Origin of the sequence: Bradyrhizobium sp. STM 3557, assembly GCF_045571465.1 — a bacterium.
In the GTDB taxonomy this organism is placed as follows: domain Bacteria; phylum Pseudomonadota; class Alphaproteobacteria; order Rhizobiales; family Xanthobacteraceae; genus Bradyrhizobium.
In genome coordinates this window covers 4029198-4051194 of the sequence record NZ_CP120697.1, presented here as the reverse complement: position 1 = coordinate 4051194, position 21997 = coordinate 4029198, and the positions used below count along the sequence as shown (strand labels likewise).

Genomic DNA, 21997 nt, shown 5'->3' with positions numbered 1-21997 from the left:
ACGGGCGCGTGACCGCGTCATCCCTGCTGGGCACCTACCTTTCCGACGAAGGTCCCGGCAACGACGAGTGAGCCATCGACGATCGCCAGCGGCAGCGCTGCGAGACGTCGTGGCGCGGGGCCGAACACGACCTGTGCCGAGTGGCGCGGATCATATTCGGAATTGTGGCACATGCATTTGAAGACCTCTTGCTCACCCTCGGTCGCCTTCATCCAGGCGGTGACGGGACAACCGGCATGGGTGCAAATTGCCGAATAGGCGACGATGCCATCGGCAGCGCGCGGCCGCGTTGCTTCGTCGAGTTCCTCGGGCGCAAGCCTGACGACAAGCAACTCGTTCAAGCGTGACCCGTCGCGAATCACCGCGCTCTCAGGGTCCTTCGGCCAGGCGAACAGCGGCGGCCCGCCGAGCTTGAGATCCTCCGGCTTGATCAGCTCACCCTCGCGCTCGCCCTCCGCGACGACCAGGAGGTCGCGCTGCTGCGGCCGCTTGTCGCTGCCGGGACGCTCCTCCTCGGCGGCTGCCGCGGCCATGGAGAGGCAGCTCGCTGCGCAGAGCGTGCCAAGCATCAAGGCGCGACGTGTTGGACGTGTGGACAAGTCCGCCGCGTCGGAAGGCATTTGCCCTGTCTTGTTCGGGTCTTTTGCACTGCACGCCGACATCGTGTCATATCAGCGGCACAACCTGACCAAAACAAGGCGAACGCCACCATCTTCTGCAACTTTCGTTTGTGCAATGAAGCAGAACCGCGCTGCGTTGCGAAGATTCGCGGAGGGGGCTCGCAACCAAACTGGAGGACTCGAGCTTTGGAAATTTGTGGTGGCCCGGCCCGAGGACGGTTGCCTAACCCATTGATCGTCTATATTGGTCGCCGCCAGTGGGGCCACGTGGCGGAGTGGTTACGCAGCGGTCTGCAAAACCGTTTACACCAGTTCAATTCTGGTCGTGGCCTCCATTTTCAACCCACTGAAATCATTGAGATATGACGTGCATTGCCGCGCTGCGGCGTGAGCTGTCGGCGTTGAAAAAAAGGTTCCCGCGCATCACACGGGCAAGTCGTCGATTCCGCCGGGATAGAGCGCGTGCGGCCGCGGAACCGGTGCGTCGCTGCGCTGGGTGATCGACAGGGTCGCTCGCGGGCGATCGAGATGCGCGGCACGACCGCGCAGGTGGGCGAAATCCCTGATCTGCACCACGTTTGATTTTTCAGCTTCCTGCATGAGCTCGCATCCTCTGTCCTGCTGCAGAGCAAGAAGCGTACCGGTTGTTCCTAAAACGATGATCTTGAGCGCCGCCGATCCTGGTTCCGACGGGGTTTCGGCCGTGGCGTCAGTTCGGGATGGCTGCGTTCCACCTCGCGGTAGCGCGCCAGCATCCGCTCGAAACTGGCATCGAGCGTTGCGGCGATATCGGGCCGCTGCTCCAGCGCCCCGAGCAGCATGCCGGCGGCCTCGATGGTCGACAGCCCATCGCGACGCGGCTCGCGGCGCAGATGGCCATAACGCGATGGGCGACGCGGTCCCAAGATCACGCGCTGGCATTTGAGCATCCATGGATTGCGCCACCACAGCGCCTTGGCCTGGCTCCAGGTGCCGTCCAGCAGGATGATCCCCGCGACCGATTTCAAGATGGCGCGCTGATTGTCTGCCGCCTCGCCCTTGCGCGTCAGCGCAATCACCTCGCTTTGTGGATCGAGGTCGGCAGCCTTCGCCGAGCCGAGATAGAGGATGGCCCAACGCGAGGGATCCGCGACCGGCCGGCCGAGCGCCTTGGCGAGGCTTGGCCAGGAGAGGCCGACCCGCACCACGGCATCCTTGAAGTGCTGCGCCGCCAGCCGCGCGGTGCCGAGCGCCCTGTCCTGCTCCTGCGGATGCTGCAGGATCAGAAGCTTGATGCGGCTTTCGACCGGCGTGACGCTGTCGCAGATGCAGAGCGGCTGCGGCTTCTGGCAACGGGGACAATCAGCGATCGCATCTTCAACATGCGACGTGGCGGGGTGTTCGGACATGGTCCGGCTATACGCGTCGCCACTCCTCGCGACAATGGCCGATCACTCCGCGGGCGCGGCCAGCGGCTCGGGCTCAGAGCGGCGGCGCAGCCTGTCGATCAGGAGATAGATCACGGGCGTGGTGTAGAGCGTCAGGATCTGCGAGACGAACAGCCCGCCAATGATGGTGATGCCGAGCGGCCGGCGCAGCTCCGTGCCGGGCCCGGTCGCGATGACCAGCGGAATGCCGGCGAATAGCGCGGCCATCGTCGTCATCAGGATCGGCCGGAACCTGGCCCGGCAGGCCTCGAAGATCGCCTCTCGCGACGACAGACCATGCTGGCGCTCCGCCTCCAGGGCGAAGTCCACCATCATGATTCCGTTTTTCTTGACGATGCCGATCAACAGGATAATGCCGACAAAGGCGATGATGGTCAGCGGTGTATCGGTGACCTGCAATGCGAGCAGCGCACCGAGGCCTGCGGACGGCAGCGTCGAGATGATCGTGAGCGGATGGGCAAGGCTCTCATAGAGCACGCCCAGCACGATATACATCGCGATCAGCGCAAACAAGATCAGGAGCGGCTGACGCGCGTTGGTCCGGTTGGCGTCGCCGGCATTGCCGTCGAAGCCGCCGCGGATGCCCTCCGGCATGTGCAGCTCGTCCACCGCGCGCTGGATGTTAGTGGTGGCGACTTGCAGCGGCACGTCCGGCAGCAGGTTGAACGACACGGTGGTCGACGGGAACGACTGCGAGTGAAACACCGCGAGCGGCGACAGGCCGCGCTGCGCATGCACGACCGCTGACAGCGGCACCTGTGTGCCCGCGGTGCCCGCCACATAGATGCGATCGAGGTTGGACGGATCGACCTGGAATTTCGGATCGATCTCCAGCACGGTCATGTACTGGTTGCGCTGGGTATAGACGATCGAGACCTGCCGCTGTGCGAAGGCATTGTTCAAGGCATTGTCGATGTCCTGCACGCGGACGCCGAGCATCGACGCTTTCTGGCGGTCGATCGTCAATGCCAGTTGCAGCCCGCCGGGATCGCGATCGCTCGAGATGTCGGTGATCCCCTCCACAGTCTCCATGCGCTTGGCGACGATAGGCGCCCACTTCTGCAACAGTCCAAGATCGGTGCTGGTCAACGTGTACTGGTAGTCGGAATCGCTCTGTCGGCCGCCGGCGCGCACGTCCTGGGCGGCAAACATGAACAGGCGGATGCCGGGCACCGGAAACAGATTGCGCCGGAGGCGGTCGATCACGAGCTGGGTCGACAGCCCGCCCCGCTCCTCCGGCGATTTCAGGCTAATGAACATGGTGCCGCGGTTCGATGCCGCGCCGCCCGGCCCGCCGCCACCGCCGATCACCGAGCCGATCCCGGCGACCGCCGGATCGGCCATCACGATGTCGGCAAGCCGCTGCTGAAGCCCGAGCATCGATTGGAACGAGATGTCGGCGGAGGCGCGCGTGGCGCCGATCACGAAACCGGAATCGTCGATCGGGAAATAGCCCTTCGGCGTCTTGATGTAGAGCGTCACCGTCAGGGCAATGGTGGCAACGAAGACGAGCAGGGTCAGCACGGGGAAGTCGAGCACGGCACGCAAAGTCCAGGAATAGAATGCGACCATGCGCGACAGCACACCTTCGACCAGCCGGTCGAACCAGGTGGCGCGGTCCGAGGTCGCCTCCTTGATGTATTGCGCGCAGATCATCGGCGTGACCGTCAGCGACACTACCGTCGACACCACGATCGCAAACGTCAGCGTCAGCGAGAACTCCCGCAGCAGCCGGCCGACCACGCCATCCATGAACACCAGCGGAATGAAGGCGGCTACCAGCGACAGGCTGATCGATAGCACAGTAAAGCCGATTTGACGCGCGCCTTCGAGCGCCGCGCGATACGGCCGCATGCCGTGCTCGAGGTTGCGATACATATTCTCGATCATCACGATAGCATCGTCGACGACGAAGCCGACCGAGATCGCGAGCGCCATCAGCGACAGATTGTCGATCGAGAAGCCGGCGAGCCACATCGCCGCACAAGTGCCGGCGAGCGCCAGCGGCACCGAAACGCCGGCCGCGATGGTCGGCACGACGCGGCGCAGGAACACGAACACGACGATCATGACCAGCGCGGCGGTCGCGAGCAGCGTCCATTGCATGTCCTCGACCGAGGCGCGGATGGTGCCGGTGCGGTCGACCAGGACGGAAATCTCGACGCCGGCCGGGATCAGCTTCTTGACCTCGGGGATCAGTGCCTTCACGCGGTCGACGGTCTCGATCACATTGGCATCGCCCTGCTTGCTGATTTGGATCAGCACCGCCGGCTGCTTGTTGAACCAGGCGACCTGGCGGAGATTGCGGACGGAGTCCTCGACCTCGGCGACATCGGACAGGCGCACGAAATTGCCGTTCGAGCTCTTGATCAGGATGTCGCGGAATTCCGCAGCGCTGCGCATCTGCTTGTTGATGGCAAGCGTCTCGCTCTGGCGGCCGCCGTTGAAGATGCCGACCGGGCCGAGCGGATTCGCGCTCACGATCGCGGTTCTCACATCATCGGTCGCAATCCCAGCATTCGCCAGCGCCACTGGATTGAGCGAGATGCGCACGGCCGGCTGGTCAGCGCCGCTGACCGTGACGTTGCCGACGCCGGGCACCTGGAACAGGCGCTGCGCCAGCACGGTATCGGCGACGTCGTAGATCGCGCTGGCCGAGATCGTCTTCGAGGTCAGCGCCAGCACGAACACCGGCGCGGCTGCGCTGTTGGCCTTGCGGAAGCGCGGCAGCGACGGCAGGTCGCTCGGCAGATCCGCCAACGCGGCGTTGATCGCGGCCTGCACGTCGCGCGCCGCCTTGTCGATATCGCGGCCTATCGCAAACTGGATCTGGATGCTGCTCTGGCCGAGCGAACTCGTCGAGGTGATCTGGTTGACGCCGGCGATCTCGCCGAGCCGGCGCTCGAGCGGCGCGGCGACGGTCGCGGCCATCACTGAGGGGTCGGCGCCGGGCCGGCCCGCGGAGACGAAGATCGAGGGAAAGTCGACATTCGGGACCGGCGCGACGGGGAGGAATCCGTAGGCCACCATGCCGACCAGGAACAGCCCGATCGAGAGCAGCGTGGTGCCGACCGGCCTGCGAATGAACGGCTCGGACAGCGACGCCATCACTGCATCCCCTCGGTCGCGCCGGCGACCGGGGGCTCCGGCAGTTCGGGGCCGACGGGAGGCATCGCATGCTCCAGGGCGCGGTTGATGCGGTCGAGCGCCAGATAGATCACGGGCGTGGTGTAGAGGGTCAGGAGCTGGCTGAGCAGCAGGCCGCCGATGATGGAGATGCCGAGCGGAAACCGGAGCTCGGAGCCGGTGCCGCTCTCGATCGCCAGCGGCAGCGCACCGAACAACGCGGCGAGCGTCGTCATCATGATCGGGCGGAAGCGCAACAGGCATGCCTGCACGATCGCGTCATACGGCGACAGGCCCTCATTGCGCTCCGCCTCCAGCGCGAAGTCGATCATCATGATCGCGTTCTTCTTGACGATGCCCATCAGCAGGATGATGCCGATCAGGCCGATCACCGAGAGGTCCTGCCCGCACAGCATCAGCGCCAGGATGGCGCCGACGCCGGCCGATGGCAGCGTCGAGAGAATGGTGATGGGGTGGATGTAGCTTTCGTAGAGCACGCCGAGCACGATGTAGATCGTGACGATGGCGGCCAGTATCAGCCAGGGCTGCCCGGCCAATGACTTCGAGAACTCCGCGGCGTCGCCTGCATAGATGCCGACGATGGAACCGGGCATGCCGATCCGGGTCTCGATGGCCTTCACGGCGTCGACCGCCTCGCCGAGCGCCGCTCCCGGCGCAAGATTGAAGCTCAGGGACACGGCCGGGAATTGGGCCTGATGCGAGATCGCAAGCGGCGCCGTGGTGCGCTTGAGCGTCGCCACCGCCGAGATCGGTACCTGCCCGGCCGGGCTGCCGACCGTTGCCGCCGCGCCCGGCACATAGAGCTTGGACAGGATCGACGGATCGCGCTGATACATCGGCAGCGCCTCCAGCACCACGCGGTACTGATTGGCCTGGCCGTAGATGGTCGAGATCTGCCGCTGCGCGAAGGCGTCGTTCAGCGTGTCGGTGATGGTCTGCAGGCTGACGCCGAGCTGGCCGGCCCGCTGGCGATCGATGCTGAGCTCGGCGCGCAAGCCGCCTTCCTGCGCCTCGGACGAGACGTCACGGAACAGCTGATTCTGCCGCATCTCCGCCACCAGCCTGGTGGCCCATTTCGACACCTCGGCGGCATCGGTCCCAGTCAGTGTGTACTGATATTGGGAGCGGCTCGATTGGGTCGAGATCTGCACGTCCTGCACCGGCTGGAAATAGACGGCGAGCCCCGGAATGGTCGCGACCTTCTGCTTCAGCCGGTCGACGACCACGGCGACGCCGTCCTTCCGCTCGCCGAGCGGCTTCAACGTCATTACCAGCTTGCCGACATTGGTGGTCGGGTTGACGGAGCCGGCGCCGATCACCGAGACGACCCCGAGCACGTCCGGATCGGACTGGATCGCTGACGCTGCCTCGCCCTGCCGCTTCTGCATCTCGGCAAAAGAGACATCCGGCCCCGCCTCGGTAACGGCGGTCACCGAGCCCGTATCCTGCAGCGGCAGAAAGCCCTTTGGCGCTACCACATAGAGCACAAGCGTCGCGATCAGCGTCGCAAAGGTGACGACCATGGTGGCGCGCTGGCGCTCCAGCACCCAGAGCAAGCTGCGGTGATAGACGTTGACCGTCCGGTCGATGAATCGGCTGATCGCAGCAAGCCCCGGCACCACCCATTCATCGCCGGTGTGCTTGAGCAGCCGCGAGCACATCATCGGCGTCAAGGTCAGCGACACGACTGCCGAGGTCACGACCGCAATCGTCAGCGTCAGTGCAAACTCGCGGAACATGCGGCCGACCAGGCCGGACATGAACAAGAGCGGAATGAAGACCGCGATCAGCGACACCGTCAGCGAGATCACCGTGAAGCCGATCTCGCTGGCGCCGCGCAGCGAGGCGTTCATCGCGCTCTCGCCATTCTCCATGTGGCGGACGATGTTCTCGATCATGACGATCGCATCATCGACCACGAAGCCGGTCCCGATCGTCAGCGCCATCAGCGACAGATTGTCGAGACTGAAACCGGCGAAATACATCACGCCGAAGCTCGTGATCAGCGATAGCGGCAGCGCTACGCCGGCGATGATGGTGGCGCGCAGCGAGCGCAGAAACAGCAGCACCACCAGCGTCACCAGCACCACGCTGAGCACCAGCGTGAACTGCACGTCGTGTACCGAGGCGCGGATGGTGACAGTGCGGTCGCTGACGATGCTGAGCTTGACGCCGGCCGGGATCGAGCGCTGCAACCGCGGGATCTCATTGCGGATCTCGCGCACCACCTCGATGACGTTGGCTCCGGGCTGGCGCTGGATGTCGATGACGACGGCCGGCGTGCCTTGATACCAGCCCCCGGTGCGGTCGTTCTCCAGCCCGTCGACGATGGTGGCGACGTCGCCGATCGTCACCGGGGAGCCGTTGCGATAGGCGATGATAACAGGCTTGTAGGCGTCGGCCGCGGCGATCTGGTCGTTGGCGGTGATCGTGTAGGCCTGCTGCGCGCCATCCAGCGAGCCTTTCGGCCCGGAGACGTTGGCGCCGGCGATGGCACTGCGCAGGTCTTCCATCGCAATGCCGTAGGCCGCAAGGCGGGCGAGATCGGCCTGCACGCGCACCGCTGGCTTCAGGCCGCCGAGCACGGAGACGCGCCCCACACCTGAAACCTGGCTGAGCCGTTGCGCCAAAATGGTGTCGGCGAGATCGCTCATCACCCGCAACGAGATCGTGTCCGAGGTGAGCGCCAGCGTCATGACCGGCGCGTCGGCTGGATTGACCTTGGCATAGGTTGGCGGATAGGGCAGCGTCTTCGGCAGCACGCCGGCGGCGGCGTTGATCGCGGCCTGGACGTCCTGGGTTGCGCCGTCAATGTCGCGGCCGAGATCGAACTGTAGCGAGATCTGGCTAACGCCGAACGAGCTGGTCGAATTCATCGCCGACAGCGACGGGATCTGGCCGAGCTGCCGCTCCAGCGGCGCGGTGATCAGCGAAGCGATCACGTCCGGGCTCGCGCCCGGCAATTGCGTCGTGACCTGCACGGTCGGGAAGTCGACCTGCGGCAGCGCGGAGACCGGCAGCGAGACATAGCCGAGCAGGCCGCCGATCAGCAGCGCGACGCCGAGCAGCGAGGTCGCGATCGGACGGCGGATGAAAGGTTCGGAGACGCTCATCGCGATATCCGTCTCAGGTCTTGGTCCCGCTCATTGCTATGGCCTCGCAGTGCCGCTGGACTGATCACTCGGGGTGGAGCTCGGAGAGGCGCCCTGCCCGAGACCTTGCCCCTCCTGGCCGCCCTCACGCGATCGCCTGCGGTGCTCGCCGTCCTTGCCTTGCTGTCCGCTTTGCCAGTCCTTCTTGCCCTGCCAGGACCTGCCGCCTTGACCATCTCCTAGCCTCTCTTGAGCCGGCTCGCCTTGCGGCTGCCCGTTTCCTGCGTGATCCCCGGGAGGATGGTCCTTGGCCTGATCCTTCTGATCTCTGACCTGCGGATTGCGGCCGCGCTTGCGCGGTGCAAGGTCGGCCTGCGGCGTCTGGTCGTCGCGCCCGATGATGACCTTGGCGCCGTCGGCGAGATTGGCAAAGCCGGTCGTCACCACGCGATCCGAAGTCGAGAGTCCGCTCGCGATCACGGCCTCGGTCTCGTTCTGCTGCGTCGCCGTCACCGGCTGCGCCTTCACCACGTTATCGTCGCCGATCACGTAGCTGAAGGTGCCGGCCGGGCCGCGCTGCACGGCGGAGGTCGGCACGACGATCGCCTGGGACAGAGTCTCGACCTTCAGCCGCACATTGACGAACTGGCCTGGCCAGAGCTGGAATTTGTTATTAGGAAATTCCGCCTTGAGCTTCAGTGTGCCGGTGGTCGGATCGACCTGGTTGTCGATGCCCTTCAGCGTGCCGGTGTCGATGACAGTCACGCCATCATTGCCGAACACGTCGACGGCGAGCGCGCCCTTGGCTGCGGCCGTATTGACCCGCATGATCTGCTGCTGCGGCAGGCTGAATTGCACCGCGATCGGCTGCAGCTGGGTGATGATGACGAGACCGGTGGCGTCGGACGCGTGAATGATGTTGCCCTGGTCGACCTGGCGCAGGCCGGCGCGGCCCGAGAGCGGCGCCACGATCTTGGTGTAGCTCAGCGTTGCCTGAGCGTTGTCGATCGCGGCCTGGTCCGCCTTGATCAACGCCTGCTGCTGGGCGACGGTCGCACGCTGCGTATCGGCCTGTTGCTTCGAGCCGGCATTGGTTGCCGCGAGCTGCTCGTAGCGCTGCAGATCAAGCTTCTGGTTGGTGAGCAGCGCCTCGTCCTGCGCCTTCTTGGCGACCGCCTGGTCATATTGCGCCTGGTAGATCGCAGGATCGATCTCGGCGAGCACGTCGCCCTTCTTGACGTCCTGGCCCTCGACGAAATTGACCGCGATCAGCTTGCCGTCGACCTGCGAGCGCACCGTCACCGTGTTCAGCGCGCGCACCGAGCCGACCCCATCGAGATAGACCGGCACGTCCTTGATCGTTGGCGTCGCGGCCAGCACGGGCACCGGCAGGGCCGGTCGACCGGCACCACCGCGGTTGCCAGCTTGTCCTTGCTTCTGCTGCAGCGCGTTCCAGCCGATATAGCCAAGGCCGCCGATGATCAGGAGCGCAATTGTGGTCGACACCAGGCGCCGACCAACGCCCCTGCGCCGCTTCGCCTTGGCTTCCTTGCCCTTCTCGTCCGGTTTAAAGAGCATCGACTGGTTTCTCCACCTTCGGCTCCCAGCCGCCTCCCAGCGCCTGATAGAGACTGACGATCGCCTGCAGCCGCGCGAGTTGCGCCTGCCAATATGCGTCCTCCGCCTGGAAAAGCGTCAATTGCGTATTGAGCACGGTCACGATGTCGGCCGTGCCGGCCCGCAACTGCTGCTCCGACAGTTGAAAGGCGCGCCGCGACGACGCCAGCACCTGGCGCTGCAACTCGAGCTTGAGCGTGGTCTGCTTGATCGAATACAGCGCATTGTCGACGTCGGTGAACGACTGGATCACCGTCTTGCGATAGGTCTGCAGCAGCTCATCCTGCCTCGCCTTGGCGTTCTCGAAATTCCCAAGGATCCTGCCACCATCGAAGATCGGCTGAGTCAGGCTGCCGGCCAGGTTGAAGAAGGCGGCATGCGGCTGGAACAGCGAGGTCAGCGCCGAACTTTGATAACCGCCCTGCCCCGTGAGCTGGATCGAGGGAAAGAACTGCGCGCGGGCGCTGCCGACGTTGGCGGTGGCCGACGCCAGCTGCGCCTCCTGGCGGCGGATGTCCGGCCGCTGGGTCAGTAGCTGCGACGGCAGGCCTGGCGTCACGCGTGGAATCCTGATCTGCTCGAGCGAGCCGCCCGTGATCCGGATGCTCTCCGGCGGCCGTGACACCAACACCGCGAGCGCGTTGAGATTCTGGTCGAGCGTCTGGCGCAGCGGCGGCACCGCGGCTCTTTGATTGGCCAGCACGCTTTCCTGCTGGGCGACGTCCAGATCGGTACCGGTGCCGGCCTTCTGGCGCTCCTTGATGGCGTCGAGCACGCGGCTCGCGCTTTCGATGTTGCGCGCGGCGGTGCGCAGGCGGTCCTGCGATGCCAGCACCTGGAAGTAGGCATTGGCGACGCTGGTCAGCGTCGTCAGCGCGGTGACGTCGCGATCGAACCTGTCGGCGATGGCGGTTTCTTCTGCAGCCTGCAACGCGTCGCGGTTCTGGCCGAAGAAATCGAGCTGATAGCTTGCAGCAAGCGATGCCTGGTAGTTGACGACCTCGCGGCCGCCGATCGAGAGTCCGCTCGCGCTCGACCCCGAGGTCCGCGAATAGGTCTCCTGGCCTGATGTAGAGAGGCTCGGCAGCAGCGGGGCGCCTGCCTGTCGCGCGAGCGCGTCGGCCTGCTTGAAGCGGGCGACGGCGGCTGCGATGTCGAGATTGACCCGCTGCGCCTCCTCCATCAAGTCGGTCAGCTGGCGCGAGCCGAAGCCGCGCCACCAATCGAGCGCAGGCGGGGCCACCCAATCGGCGCCCGCAGCCGCCTTGTAGCGGCCGGGAATGTCGAGCGCGGGATCCGGGATGTCCTGGGTCAGGAGACAGCCCGCGGAGCTTGCCGCCAGCACGACTGCGACACACCAGCGCAGGCCATGGTGCAAGGCCGCACAGCTGACGCGCCGGCGGTCGCCGGCGGGGACGTCGCCACATATGCTCACAGCCGTGCTCCGCAGCGCGACAGGCGCGCGGCCGCAGATCGCACACCTCGATGTGGGCGCGCGCGGCTGTTGTCGTCCCCGACGATCTGTTGGCTGGTCACCGGTGTGATGCTTCCCGAGTTCTTAAGGCGCTATACTACCCGCCGGCCCACCCGACGGACAGCCCTGCGGGCACCTCGTCCCGGGCGGTTCGCCTCGCCGTCAGGCGCGTTCCGGCCCGGGAGAATCAGCAAATTTCCCGTGTTTTATCGAATTATCCGCAATCGCGGGGGGCCGGAAATCGTTGTAAATCTTACCAAGATTTCATCTCTTGCCTGTCCTCCAGGTCGGCGGTGTGTCGCTCCGGCCACGCGTTGAGCTGCATGATCGCGCTCGGCACCTTGGGTGCGACGCGTTCCGGTCTCGTCCGGCATGGGGAACGAAGAACTTCAGCGAGCCTCAGGCATTCTCCTCGGCAAGGCGGCATTCCAGCGACATCATGCCAAGACGCTCGCGTAACGTAGTTCGCCACCCTATGATACGAACGCAAGAACCGGGACACTTTCACATGACCATTCGAAACGACGTCGTCGACGCGATCGGCAACACGCCTCTCATCAAGCTCAAACAGGCCTCGGAAGCGACCGGCTGCACCATCCTTGGCAAGGCCGAATTCATGAATCCGGGCCAGTCGGTCAAGGACCGTGCCGGCAAATGGATGATCCTGGAGGCCGAGAAGCGCGGCGATCTCAAGCCTGGCGGTCTTGTGGTCGAGGCGACCGCCGGCAATACCGGCATCGGGCTTGCCGTCGTCGCCGCGGCGCGCGGCTATCGCACGCTGATCGTAATCCCGGAGACGCAGAGCCAGGAAAAGAAGGACATGCTGCGGCTCTGCGGCGCCGAGCTGGTCGAGGTGCCCCAGCTGCCGTTCGCCAATCCGAACAACTATCAGCACGTCGGCCGACGGCTCGCCGACCAGTTGCGCCAGACCGAGCCGAACGGCGTGCTGTTCGCCGATCAGTGGAACAACCTCGACAATGCCAAGGCGCACTACGAATCGACCGGCCCCGAGATCTGGGAGCAGACCGGCGGCAAGATCGACGGCTTCGTCTCCGCGGTCGGCACCGGTGGCACGCTGGCCGGCACGACCCGCTATCTGAAAGAAAAGAACAAGGACATCGTCACTGCCTGTGCCGATCCGCATGGCTTTGCGATGTACAATTGGTTCAAGAACGGCGAGGTCAAGTCCACATCAGGCGATTCCATCACGGAAGGTATCGGGCTTGGCCGGGTGACACCGGTCGTCGAGACGGCGAAGGTCGATACGGCCTTCCTGATCTCCGACGAGGACGCCATCGGCATCATCTATGACCTGCTTCTGCATGAGGGCCTCTGCCTCGGCGGCTCGACCGGCATCAACATCGGAGGCGCACTTGAGCTCGCCAAACAGCTCGGTCCCGGCAAGACGATCGTGACCATCCTCTGCGATTCCGGCAACCGCTATCAGTCGAAGCTGTTCAATCCAGCGTTCATGCGAGGAAAGAACCTGCCGGTGCCGGCATGGCTGGAGAAGCGCAGCGACATCAAGCCGCCGTTTGTTTGAGATGCGAGTAGCGAATGGCGAGTAGCGAATAGAGCCGCCAGCTCTATCCCCCACTCGCTACTCCCTATTCGCCATTCGCCTATCGCAGGATCTGACTCAGGAACAGCTTGCTTCGCGCATGCTGCGGATGGGCGAAGAACTCCTGCGGCGCGTTGCTTTCGATAATCTGGCCGGCGTCCATGAACACGACGCGATTGGCGACCTCGCGGGCAAAGCCCATCTCGTGGGTGACCACCAGCATGGTCATGCCTTCCTTGGCAAGGTCGACCATCGTGTCGAGCACCTCCTTGACCATTTCCGGATCGAGCGCCGAGGTCGGCTCGTCGAACAGCATCACCTTCGGATTCATGGTCAGCGCGCGAGCGATCGCGACGCGCTGCTGCTGACCGCCCGACATCTGGCCGGGATACTTGCTGGCCTGGTGCGGGATCTTGACCCGCTCCAAAAATTTCATCGCGGTCGCTTCAGCATCCTTCTGCGGGATGTTGCGTACCCAGATCGGCGCCAGCGTGCAGTTCTCCAGCACGGTCAGGTGCGGAAACAAATTGAAGCTCTGGAACACCATGCCGACCTCGCGGCGGACCTCATCGACCCGCTTGAGGTTCGGACCGAGCTCGATGCCATCGACGATGATCTCGCCTTCTTGAAATTCCTCCAGCGCATTGATGCAGCGGATCAGGGTCGACTTGCCGGAGCCCGAAGGTCCGCAGATCACGATGCGCTCACCCCGGCCTACGGTGAGGTTGATGTCACGCAGAACGTGGAAGTCGCCGTACCATTTGTTGAGGCCGGAAATGCTGACGATCGGGTTTGCAGTCATGGATGCCATACTCAATTGCGCCGATGCGCATTCAGCCTGTTCTCGACGAACAGGGCATAGCGCGACATGCCGAAACAGAAAGCGAAATAGATCATGCCCGTGAAGGCGAAGCCGGTGAATGCCGTGGTCGGGGTCGCCCAGACTGGGTCGGCGAAGGACGCCTTGAGACTGCCGAGAAGGTCGAACAGCGCCACGATCGACACCAGCGACGTATCCTTGAACAGCGAGATGAAGGAGCCGACCAGGCCCGGAATGACGTGACGCAGCGCCTGTGGCATCACCACCAGGGCGGTGGTCTTGCTCCAGGACAGGCCGAGCGCGCTCGCCGCCTCGCCCTGCCCGCGCGGGATCGCCTGCAGGCCGCCACGAATCACCTCCGCCATGTAGGCGCCGGAAAACAGCGCCACGCCGACCAGGGCGCGGAGCAGCCCGTCGATCCGCAGGTTGCCCGGCAGGAACAGCGGCAGCATGTAGGTCGCGAAGAACAGCACGGTGATCAGCGGCACGCCGCGGACCAGCTCGATGAACGCGATCGAGAAAATGCGGATCAGCGGGATCGTCGAGCGGCGGCCGAGCGCGAGCGCAATGCCGATCGGCATCGACGCGACAATGCCGGTCACCGACACCACCAACGTCACCAGGAGGCCGCCCCACAGCCGCGTATCGACCACCGGCAGGCCGCCATGGTCGAGACCCATGAGTGCGATCACGACGCCGATGCCGGCGAAGGTGACGAGCGTGTGGATCGTCGCGCGAATGGCGCGGACACCGCCACCCAGGACGAAGACCAGCGCCGAGACGATGATCGTGGTGACGGTGAAATCGATCCAGACCGGCTGCCGCGAGGTCAGGATCTGCTCCCGCAGCCAGTTCAGCAGTCCGATCAGCTCGGCGACCGGCCAGAGCAGTGCATGGATCGCCGCCGCGTTCACGCCGACGCGGATCAGTGCATCACCGACGCTTATCAGGCTGTTGGCGAAGGCCAAAAGCAGGCCCGTCAGCCAGCTCACGCCAAAACCGGAGAGGCCCCCGCCATACAGCAGGAAGAACGCCAGCACAGGGAATGCAAGGAAGAACAGGCCGGCATTCAGCCCCTTCGCCGGCAGGCGGGGGATCAACAGCGGGAGCAGCAGCACGGCGCCCAGCGCGAATACGAGGTTGACCCGCCAGCGCTCGGCATCGGGATAGAAGCCATAGATGAACTGATTCATCTTGGCCGCCACATAGGGCCAGCAGGCGCCGACCGGGTGGCCGGCATTCTGCGCCAGGCACGCCTCGCGATCATGGCCCTGCCAGACCGCATCGACGAACAGGAAGCGCAGCGCCGGAATGACCGTGAACCAGATCAGCAGCGCGCTGACGATGGTGAGCAGGACATAGGCCGGCGAATTGAACAGCCTTGTGCGCAGGAAGCCGATGACCCCGGTGGTCTTGACCGGTGCTGCGCGCTCAGCCACCAGGTCCTGGCGGATGAAGGATGGTGCCGCGATGTCGCTCATGCGCCAGGCCTCGTCACATCAAGCCTCATCGCATCAAGCCGCTTTGCATCAGGCCTCTCTGCGTCAAGCCTCGTCATGCACCAAGCCTCTTGCCGAGCCGCCAGCCATAGATACTCATGATCGCGCTGGTCACCAGCGACAGCGCGAGATAGACGCCCATGGTGATGGCGATGATCTCGATCGCCTGCCCGGTCTGGTTGAGCGCGGTGCCGGCGAACACCGAGACCAGGTCGGGATAGCCGATCGCGACCGCGAGCGAGGAGTTCTTGGTCAGATTCAGATACTGGTTGGTCAGCGGCGGCAGGATCACGCGCAAGGCCTGCGGCACCACGATGAGGCGCAGCACGGCGCCGCGATGCAGCCCGAGCGACAGTCCGGCCTCCATCTGCCCCCGGTGAACCGACAAGATGCCGGCGCGAACGACCTCGGCGATGAAGGATGCCGTATACATCGACAGCGCCAATGTCAGCGCCACGAATTCCGGAATGACGCGCGTGCCACCGGCGAAATTGAAGCCCTTGAGCACCGGCACTTCGAATACGACCGGCGGACCGAAAATGATGGTGGTGACCAGCGGCATGCCGATCAGAATGACCAGCACATAGGGCCAGATCCGCATCGCGTGGCCCTTCAGGAAGAGCTCGCGCCGCGCATAGGCATGCACCGCAAGCGATGCGGCAATCGCAACGATCAGCGCGACAAGAAACGGCAGCAGACCAGGCTCGCCGAGCGGCCGCGGAATGATTAGGCCGCGGTTGTTGAGAAAGAAGCTTCCAAACACCGAGATGCTCTGCCGCGGCGCCGGCAGCGCAGCAACAACAGCGAGATACCAGAACAGGATTTGGAACAGAACCGGCAAATTGCGGATGATCTCGACATAGGCGCCGGCCACCCGCGACACGAGCCAGTTCGACGACAGCCGTCCGAGGGCGACGATGAAGCCGAGAACGGTCGCGAACACGATCCCGATCACCGAGACCAGGAGCGTATTGAGAAGCCCGACGAGCAGCACGCGGGCGTAGCTGTCGGACCCCGAATAGGAGATCAGGGTCTGGCTGATGTCAAACCCTGCGTTGTTGTCGAGGAACCTGAAGCCCGGCGTGATGTGCTGGGCATCGAGGTTGGCGCGGGCGTTGGCGACGATCTCGTAGCCCACCCACACCATGGCGGCGACGAACACAAGCTGCAGGACAAAGCCGTTCCACCCCGCCTTACCACCTAGCGTGCGCCTCAGGCGCAGCGCATATTGGGGCGGTGGTTGCCTGGCCTCGATGCTCATCGCCGCGTCTCCGACTTAGCGGTGCTGCGATCAGCGGATCGGCGGCGCGTACTGGATTCCACCCTTATTCCAGAGCTGGTTCAGCCCGCGCGCGATCTGCAGCTTGGAGCCGGACCCGACATTACGCTCATAGACCTCGCCATAATTGCCGACGGCTTTGACAATCCGGCCGAACCAGTCCTTGGTCAGGCCAAGCTGTTCACCGAGGTTGCCGTCAGTGCCGAAGGCCCGCTTCAGCTCCGGCTTGTCAGATTTGGCCATCTCGTCGACGTTCTTCTGGTTCACGCCCATCTCTTCGGCATTGATCATCGCGAACAGCGTCCACTTGACGATGTTGAACCATTTGTCGTCGCCATAGCGTACCATCGGGCCCAGCGGCTCCTTCGAAATGATCTCGGGCAGGACGACATGATCGGCCGGATTGGCGAGCTTGAGACGCTCGGCATAGAGTCCCGACATGTCGGTCGTGAACACGTCGCAGCGCCCGGAGTCATAGGCCTTGACGGTCTCGTCGGCGCCGGCGAACGCGATCACCTCGTATTTCATGTTGTTGGCCTTGAAGTAGTCGGCCAGATTCTGCTCGGTCGTCGTGCCGGTCTGCACACAGACGGACGCGCTGTTCAACTCCAGCGCCGAATTCACCTTGAGCGATTTCTTCACCATGAAGCCCTGACCGTCGTAATAGGTCACGCCGGTGAAGGAGCCGTAGGTATCGTCGCGCGACAGCGTCCAGGTCGTGTTGCGCGACAGCAGGTCGATCTCGCCCGATTGCAGCGCCGCAAAGCGATCCTTTGCGCTCAACGGCACGAATGCGACTTTGGTCGGATCATTGAAGATCGCCGCGGCGACAGCGCGGCAGACATCGACGTCGATCCCCGTCCAATTGCCTTTGTCGTCCGGATTGGAGAAGCCCGGCAATCCCTGGCTGACGCCGCAATTCAGCTTTCCCCGATCCTTGACCGCCTGAAGTGTGTCGGCGGCGCGAGCGCTGGGGGCAGCAATCGCGGTCGCGAGGGCAAGAGTGAGGGCCAGAGAGACGCGTTTCATGGGCACAGCCTTTCGAGGGTCGTCCGGTAAGCGTTGACATCGTCACGCGCGTGGATCGGGCCGACCTCGATCTGCCAGTGCAAACGCCGTACCAACTACGGACGTCGCTCCTGCCAAAAGAAACGGAAATCGCGGCAGGCCCCTCAACGTGCAGCGATCGAATTGCAGGCGCATCACAGAACGACTGGCTTGCCGGGTCAAGGGGTTGACGGCCCTCTTCTGCCTCCTGTTATTAACAATCGTGCTTCAGAAGCGGATTTTTCTCTAACCTGACGAACGGCAGACGAATGGCATCTTCGAACGACCGCGGTGCGGCAATGCGGCAAAAGGTCGATACGCGATTAGTGACCGCCGGCCGGGACACCAAGGCGCAGCATGGATTTGTCAATCCGCCGGTCGTCCATGGTTCCACCGTGCTTTATCCGACCGCCGACGATCTGCATGCACATCGTGGCGAATTCCAGTACGGACGTCATGGGACTCCGACAACCAAGGCGCTGCAGGAAACGCTAATGGCGCTGGAGGGCCCGCAATGCGCCGGCGTCGGGCTGGCGCCTTCCGGACTTGCGGCGATCTCGACGGCGCTGCTCGCCGTACTGAAGGCAGGCGACCATCTCCTGGTGTGCGACAACGTCTATCGGCCGACGCGGAATTTCTGCAATGGCCTGCTGGCGCGCTACGGCGTCGAGACCAGCTATTTCGATCCCCTGATCGGCACAGGAATTGAGCAACTGCTCAAACCGAATACACGCGCGGTGCTGGTCGAAGCGCCCGGCTCGCAGTCCTTCGAGATGCCGGACATTCCGGCGATCGCGTCAGTCGCCCATGCCCACGGCGCGCTGGTCATCGACGACAACACCTGGGCGACGCCGCTCTATCATCGCTCGCTCGAGCTCGGCGTCGACATCAGCATTCAGGCAGCGACCAAATATATCGGCGGCCATTCCGATATCATGTTCGGCACCATCTCGGCCAACGCCAAGGCTTGGCCGCTGGTCGCCGAGGGTATCCGACTGCTCGGCGTCTGTGCCGGCCCGGATGACGTGTTCCTGGCGCTGCGCGGCCTGCGCACGCTGTCGGTTCGGCTTGCGCAGCATCACCGGTCGGGCCTGGAGATGGCACGCTGGCTGTCGGCCCGCCCCGAAGTGATTCGTGTGCTGCATCCGGCGCTGGAGAGCGATCCGGGTCATGCCATCTGGAAGCGCGACTTCACCGGTGCCTCCGGCCTGTTCAGCATCGTGCTGCAGCCAAAGCCGCAAAAGGCCGTCGATGCCCTGCTCGACACGCTGAAGTTGTTCGGCATGGGCTACTCCTGGGGCGGCTTCGAGAGCCTCGCCATTCCATTCGACTGTAACGAGTATCGCACCGCGACCAAATGGGCGCCCGGCGGCCCGACCCTGCGGCTGCATATCGGGCTTGAGAATGTCGAGGACCTGAAGGCCGATCTCGAGCACGGCTTCGCAACCTTCAACGCAGCGTGAAGATTCGCCCATCGCGAATTTCGGGAGCCGTTGTCCGATAAAACCATTGATCCCCTCGCGGTTGGCGTTAGCTTTGCATCTTTGCGGATGAAAGCTGATGGGAACGATGGTTCTGCTTGACCTGATGGGCGGTGTGGCATTGCTGCTGTGGGGCCTTCACATGGTCCACAGCGGGATTCTACGCGCCTTCGGTCCTGATCTGCGGACGCTGCTGACGAAGACACTGAGCAACCGCTTCAGCGCCCTCGCCGCAGGCATTGCTCTGACCGCGCTGCTTCAGAGCAGCACCGCGACCGCTCTCATCACGAGTTCGTTCGCGGCCGAGGGCCTGGTGGCGCTGGTGCCGGCGCTAGCGATCATGCTCGGCGCCAATATCGGCACCACGCTGATCGTGCAGGTGCTGTCGTTCAACATCGCCGCCGTGGCGCCGGTGCTGTTCATCATTGGTCTGGTCGCCTTCCGCCAGGGGCCGCGCTCCCGCATCAAGGATCTCGGCCGTGTGTCCATCGGACTTGGCCTGATGCTGCTGTCACTGCACATCCTGCTCGACACGCTCGCGCCGGCCGAACAGGCGCCAGGCCTGCGTGTGGTCATCGACGGCATCACCGGCGATGTCACGCTATGCATCCTCATCAGCGCGGCGATCACCTGGCTGGTTCATTCCAGCGTCGCCAGCGTGCTCCTGATCATGTCGCTGGCTTACGCGCATTTCGTCTCGGCGGATGCGGCGCTCGCTCTGGTGCTGGGCGCCAATCTCGGCAGCGCGATCAATCCGGTGTTCGAAGGTGCGCGGCGGGACAATCCCGCGAGCTATCGCCTGCCGGTGGGCAACCTGCTCAACCGCCTGATCGGCGTGCTGGCGGTGATGCCGTTCCTGCCTGCGCTCAGCCGATATGGGCAGGCGATCGAGCCTGATCTCGCAAAGCTGACCGCCGGCTTTCACACGGCGTTCAATCTCGGCACCGCCCTGCTCTTCATTGGCCCGCTCGATGGCGTGGCGCGGCTGCTGGAGCGACTGTTTCCGGAGCGCGTGCCGGACGCCGATCCCGCCCGCCCGCGCTATCTCGACGAGACGGCGCTCGAGACGCCGTCGCTTGCACTGGCCGATGCGGCACGAGAGAGCTTAAGGATGGGCGACGCCGTCGAGCAGATGCTGCGCAACGTCATGACGGCGATGATGACCAACGACCGGGCGCTGGTCGATCAGGTCTCGCGCATGGACAACGTCGTCGACAGGCTCGATGAGGCGATCAAGATCTATATCACAAGGCTGACGCGCGGCAGCCTTGACGAGCGCGAGGGCCGGCGGGCGATGGAGATCATCTCCTTCGCCATCAATCTCGAGCATATCGGCGACATCATCGACAAGAACCTCAGCGAGCTCGCCACCAAGAAGATCAAGCGCCGCTTCCAGTTCTCGCCGGAAGGCGCCGAAGAGCTGTCGGATTTCCACAGGCAGATCGTGAACTCGCTGCGCATCGGCTTCGGCGTGTTCATGTCCGGCGACGTTGCGCAGGCGCGCGCGCTGCTGGCGCAGAAGGCCAGTCTGCGCAATGCCGAGCTCGGTGCCACCGAGCGGCATCTGGACCGGCTCCGCGAGGGGCGCGCCGAAACGCTGGAGACCACGTCGCTGCATCTCGACGTGCTGCGCGATCTCCGGCGCATTCATTCGCATGTGTGCTCGGTTGCTTATCCCGTGCTGGAGGCCGCCGGTGAGCCGGCATCAGCCATCGCAATCCACGAGCACGAGACGCCGACGCCCTCGTCCGGAACGATGGTGCAGCCTTTATCGCGCTGATCGAGATGCAGCGTCCGCGACTCCTTGACCCACGGCTTCACTGACTGAGCGTCTGTGACTCGCGCTGGCGGCTCTTGATGATCAGCATCACGTTACGGATGTAGATGATGTTCGACAGCAATTGCCCAAGGATGATCACCGGCTCGCGCTTGACGAGTCCGTAGATCAGGGTCAGCAGGCCGCCAGCGATCGAGAAGAACCAGAACGCCATCGGCACAACGCTCTTGCCGGCGCGCTCGCTCGCGATCCATTGCACCAGGAAGCGTGCTGCGAACGCGAGCTGTGCCGCCAGGCCGAATGCGAGCCAGAAGTCGAACTTAGCGACGAAGATGTCGTAAATATAGTCGCCAAGCGCCTGCCCGTATTGAATCAACATTCCTTCACCTCGGTCACGGCGGGAGTCGGCTTCTTGCGGCGGATCAGCCACCAGACGCCGGCGAGATCCATGATCCCGATCCACAGCCGGTCGAAGAAGCCGTAATTCGACACGCCCGAGTGTCGCGGACGATCGATCACGTCGACATAGGCGATGTCATAACCTTCTCGGCGCACCAGCGCCGGCAGGAACCGATGCAGGCCATCGAAATAAGGCATCATCAGGAACACGTCACGGCGGAAGGCTTTCAGGCCGCAGCCGGTGTCGCGGGTGCCGTCATGCAGAACGGCACTGCGAATCCTGTTGGCGAAGCGCGATTGAAATTTCTTGAAGCCGGTATCCTTGCGGCCGACGCGCTGCCCGGCGGCAAGACCGAAACGTCCGCCGCCCTGCTCCAGCGCCATGATCAACTCGCGCAGGAATGCCGGATTGTTCTGCCCATCGCCGTCCAGCGTCGCCACGATGGCACCGCGGGCGGCGCGCACGCCGCTGCGCACGGCCGCCGATTGACCCGAGGACTTCTCGTGACGGAGCACGCGCAGATTGGGCCGCAGCTTCATCTGCTCGGCCAAGCGCTCGGCGGTGGCGTCGGTCGAGCCGTCGTTGACGTAGATGATCTCGTAGGCCCACCCGCCGTCCAGCGCCGCCGCGATCTCGGCGATCAGCGGTGCGATGTTGCCGGCCTCGTTGCGCACGGGAACGACGATGGAGACGGCCACAGGTGAATCGGCGGACAAGGCAACGCTCATGGTGGGAGTGGCGGGATCAGGCGGGTGT

At 64.2% G+C, this 21997-nt stretch carries 16 protein-coding genes and 1 tRNA gene; 4 read left to right on the top strand and 13 right to left on the bottom strand.

What is annotated here, in order from left to right; genetic code table 11:
* Positions 1-17: 17 nt before the first annotated feature.
* Positions 18-599, bottom strand: a complete 582-nt coding sequence (locus tag P6U24_RS18390; RefSeq protein WP_407153946.1) for a ubiquinol-cytochrome c reductase iron-sulfur subunit — start codon at positions 597-599, stop codon at positions 18-20.
* 282 nt (positions 600-881) lie between these two features.
* On the opposite strand from P6U24_RS18390, the gene P6U24_RS18385 reads away from it, so the two are divergent.
* A tRNA-Cys gene (locus P6U24_RS18385) sits at positions 882-955 on the top strand.
* Positions 956-1043: 88 nt separating this feature from the next.
* Here the strand turns inward: P6U24_RS18385 and P6U24_RS18380 are convergent.
* The 6 genes from P6U24_RS18380 to P6U24_RS18355 are packed head-to-tail and all read right to left on the bottom strand — an operon-like array spanning position 1044 to position 11281.
* Positions 1044-1220 (bottom strand): hypothetical protein, encoded by a 177-nt coding sequence (locus tag P6U24_RS18380; RefSeq protein WP_407153945.1) that lies wholly within the window; start codon positions 1218-1220, stop codon positions 1044-1046.
* A 50-nt stretch (positions 1221-1270) separates the two neighbouring features.
* On the bottom strand, positions 1271-2008 hold the full coding sequence (locus P6U24_RS18375; protein ID WP_407153944.1) for a tRNA-uridine aminocarboxypropyltransferase: 738 nt from the start codon (positions 2006-2008) through the stop codon (positions 1271-1273).
* A gap of 42 nt (positions 2009-2050) precedes the next feature.
* Complete coding sequence (locus P6U24_RS18370) at positions 2051-5155, bottom strand: efflux RND transporter permease subunit (protein WP_407153943.1); 3105 nt, start codon at positions 5153-5155, stop codon at positions 2051-2053.
* Positions 5155-8307, bottom strand: coding sequence for an efflux RND transporter permease subunit (locus P6U24_RS18365; protein WP_407153942.1), 3153 nt, complete (start codon positions 8305-8307; stop codon positions 5155-5157). The genes P6U24_RS18370 and P6U24_RS18365 overlap by 1 nt, the downstream gene beginning before the upstream one ends.
* A gap of 36 nt (positions 8308-8343) precedes the next feature.
* Entirely contained in the window at positions 8344-9864 is a 1521-nt protein-coding gene (locus P6U24_RS18360; protein WP_407153941.1) for an efflux RND transporter periplasmic adaptor subunit, read from the bottom strand.
* Positions 9854-11281 (bottom strand): efflux transporter outer membrane subunit, encoded by a 1428-nt coding sequence (locus P6U24_RS18355; protein ID WP_407160507.1) that lies wholly within the window; start codon positions 11279-11281, stop codon positions 9854-9856. The genes P6U24_RS18360 and P6U24_RS18355 overlap by 11 nt, the downstream gene beginning before the upstream one ends.
* Positions 11282-11885: 604 nt before the next feature.
* Here P6U24_RS18355 and P6U24_RS18350 point away from each other — a divergent pair.
* The gene (locus P6U24_RS18350) at positions 11886-12920 is read left to right on the top strand and encodes a cysteine synthase A (protein WP_407153940.1); all 1035 of its coding nucleotides are present in this window, start codon (positions 11886-11888) and stop codon (positions 12918-12920) included.
* A gap of 79 nt (positions 12921-12999) precedes the next feature.
* Here P6U24_RS18350 and P6U24_RS18345 read toward each other — a convergent pair whose 3' ends face one another.
* From P6U24_RS18345 to P6U24_RS18330, 4 genes are all read right to left on the bottom strand, one after another.
* Complete coding sequence (locus P6U24_RS18345) at positions 13000-13740, bottom strand: amino acid ABC transporter ATP-binding protein (protein WP_407153939.1); 741 nt, start codon at positions 13738-13740, stop codon at positions 13000-13002.
* A gap of 11 nt (positions 13741-13751) precedes the next feature.
* Positions 13752-15239, bottom strand: a complete 1488-nt coding sequence (locus tag P6U24_RS18340) for an amino acid ABC transporter permease (protein WP_407153938.1) — start codon at positions 15237-15239, stop codon at positions 13752-13754.
* Between the two features lie 73 nt (positions 15240-15312).
* Positions 15313-16518, bottom strand: a complete 1206-nt coding sequence (locus P6U24_RS18335; protein WP_407153937.1) for an amino acid ABC transporter permease — start codon at positions 16516-16518, stop codon at positions 15313-15315.
* Positions 16519-16548: 30 nt separating this feature from the next.
* Positions 16549-17565, bottom strand: coding sequence for an amino acid ABC transporter substrate-binding protein (locus P6U24_RS18330; protein ID WP_407153936.1), 1017 nt, complete (start codon positions 17563-17565; stop codon positions 16549-16551).
* A 287-nt stretch (positions 17566-17852) separates the two neighbouring features.
* Between P6U24_RS18330 and metC the strand changes: the two genes are divergently transcribed.
* Entirely contained in the window at positions 17853-19046 is a 1194-nt protein-coding gene (gene metC / locus P6U24_RS18325; RefSeq protein ID WP_407153935.1) for a cystathionine beta-lyase, read from the top strand.
* A 97-nt stretch (positions 19047-19143) separates the two neighbouring features.
* Positions 19144-20844, top strand: a complete 1701-nt coding sequence (locus P6U24_RS18320; RefSeq protein ID WP_407153934.1) for a Na/Pi cotransporter family protein — start codon at positions 19144-19146, stop codon at positions 20842-20844.
* Between the two features lie 37 nt (positions 20845-20881).
* Here P6U24_RS18320 and P6U24_RS18315 read toward each other — a convergent pair whose 3' ends face one another.
* Both P6U24_RS18315 and P6U24_RS18310 read right to left on the bottom strand, forming a co-directional pair.
* The gene (locus P6U24_RS18315) at positions 20882-21220 is read right to left on the bottom strand and encodes a lipid-A-disaccharide synthase N-terminal domain-containing protein (RefSeq protein WP_407153933.1); all 339 of its coding nucleotides are present in this window, start codon (positions 21218-21220) and stop codon (positions 20882-20884) included.
* Positions 21214-21957, bottom strand: coding sequence for a glycosyltransferase family 2 protein (locus tag P6U24_RS18310; protein ID WP_407153932.1), 744 nt, complete (start codon positions 21955-21957; stop codon positions 21214-21216). Before P6U24_RS18310 ends, P6U24_RS18315 begins: the two co-directional genes overlap by 7 nt.
* Between the last annotated feature and the right edge of the window lie 40 nt (positions 21958-21997).

Bases quoted from the DNA above. Each gene is read 5' to 3' on its own strand.
- P6U24_RS18315 (WP_407153933.1), bottom strand. From the start codon at position 21,220: ATGTTGATTCAATACGGGCAGGCGCTTGGCGACTATATTTACGACATC.
- P6U24_RS18360 (WP_407153941.1), bottom strand. From the start codon at position 9,864: ATGCTCTTTAAACCGGACGAGAAGGGCAAGGAAGCCAAGGCGAAGCGG.
- P6U24_RS18370 (WP_407153943.1), bottom strand. From the start codon at position 5,155: ATGGCGTCGCTGTCCGAGCCGTTCATTCGCAGGCCGGTCGGCACCACG.
- P6U24_RS18340 (WP_407153938.1), bottom strand. From the start codon at position 15,239: ATGAGCGACATCGCGGCACCATCCTTCATCCGCCAGGACCTGGTGGCT.
- P6U24_RS18350 (WP_407153940.1), top strand. From the start codon at position 11,886: ATGACCATTCGAAACGACGTCGTCGACGCGATCGGCAACACGCCTCTC.
- P6U24_RS18330 (WP_407153936.1), bottom strand. From the start codon at position 17,565: ATGAAACGCGTCTCTCTGGCCCTCACTCTTGCCCTCGCGACCGCGATT.
- P6U24_RS18320 (WP_407153934.1), top strand. From the start codon at position 19,144: ATGGGAACGATGGTTCTGCTTGACCTGATGGGCGGTGTGGCATTGCTG.
- P6U24_RS18335 (WP_407153937.1), bottom strand. From the start codon at position 16,518: ATGAGCATCGAGGCCAGGCAACCACCGCCCCAATATGCGCTGCGCCTG.
- P6U24_RS18375 (WP_407153944.1), bottom strand. From the start codon at position 2,008: ATGTCCGAACACCCCGCCACGTCGCATGTTGAAGATGCGATCGCTGAT.
- P6U24_RS18380 (WP_407153945.1), bottom strand. From the start codon at position 1,220: ATGCAGGAAGCTGAAAAATCAAACGTGGTGCAGATCAGGGATTTCGCC.
- P6U24_RS18365 (WP_407153942.1), bottom strand. From the start codon at position 8,307: ATGAGCGTCTCCGAACCTTTCATCCGCCGTCCGATCGCGACCTCGCTG.
- P6U24_RS18345 (WP_407153939.1), bottom strand. From the start codon at position 13,740: ATGACTGCAAACCCGATCGTCAGCATTTCCGGCCTCAACAAATGGTAC.
- metC (WP_407153935.1), top strand. From the start codon at position 17,853: ATGGCATCTTCGAACGACCGCGGTGCGGCAATGCGGCAAAAGGTCGAT.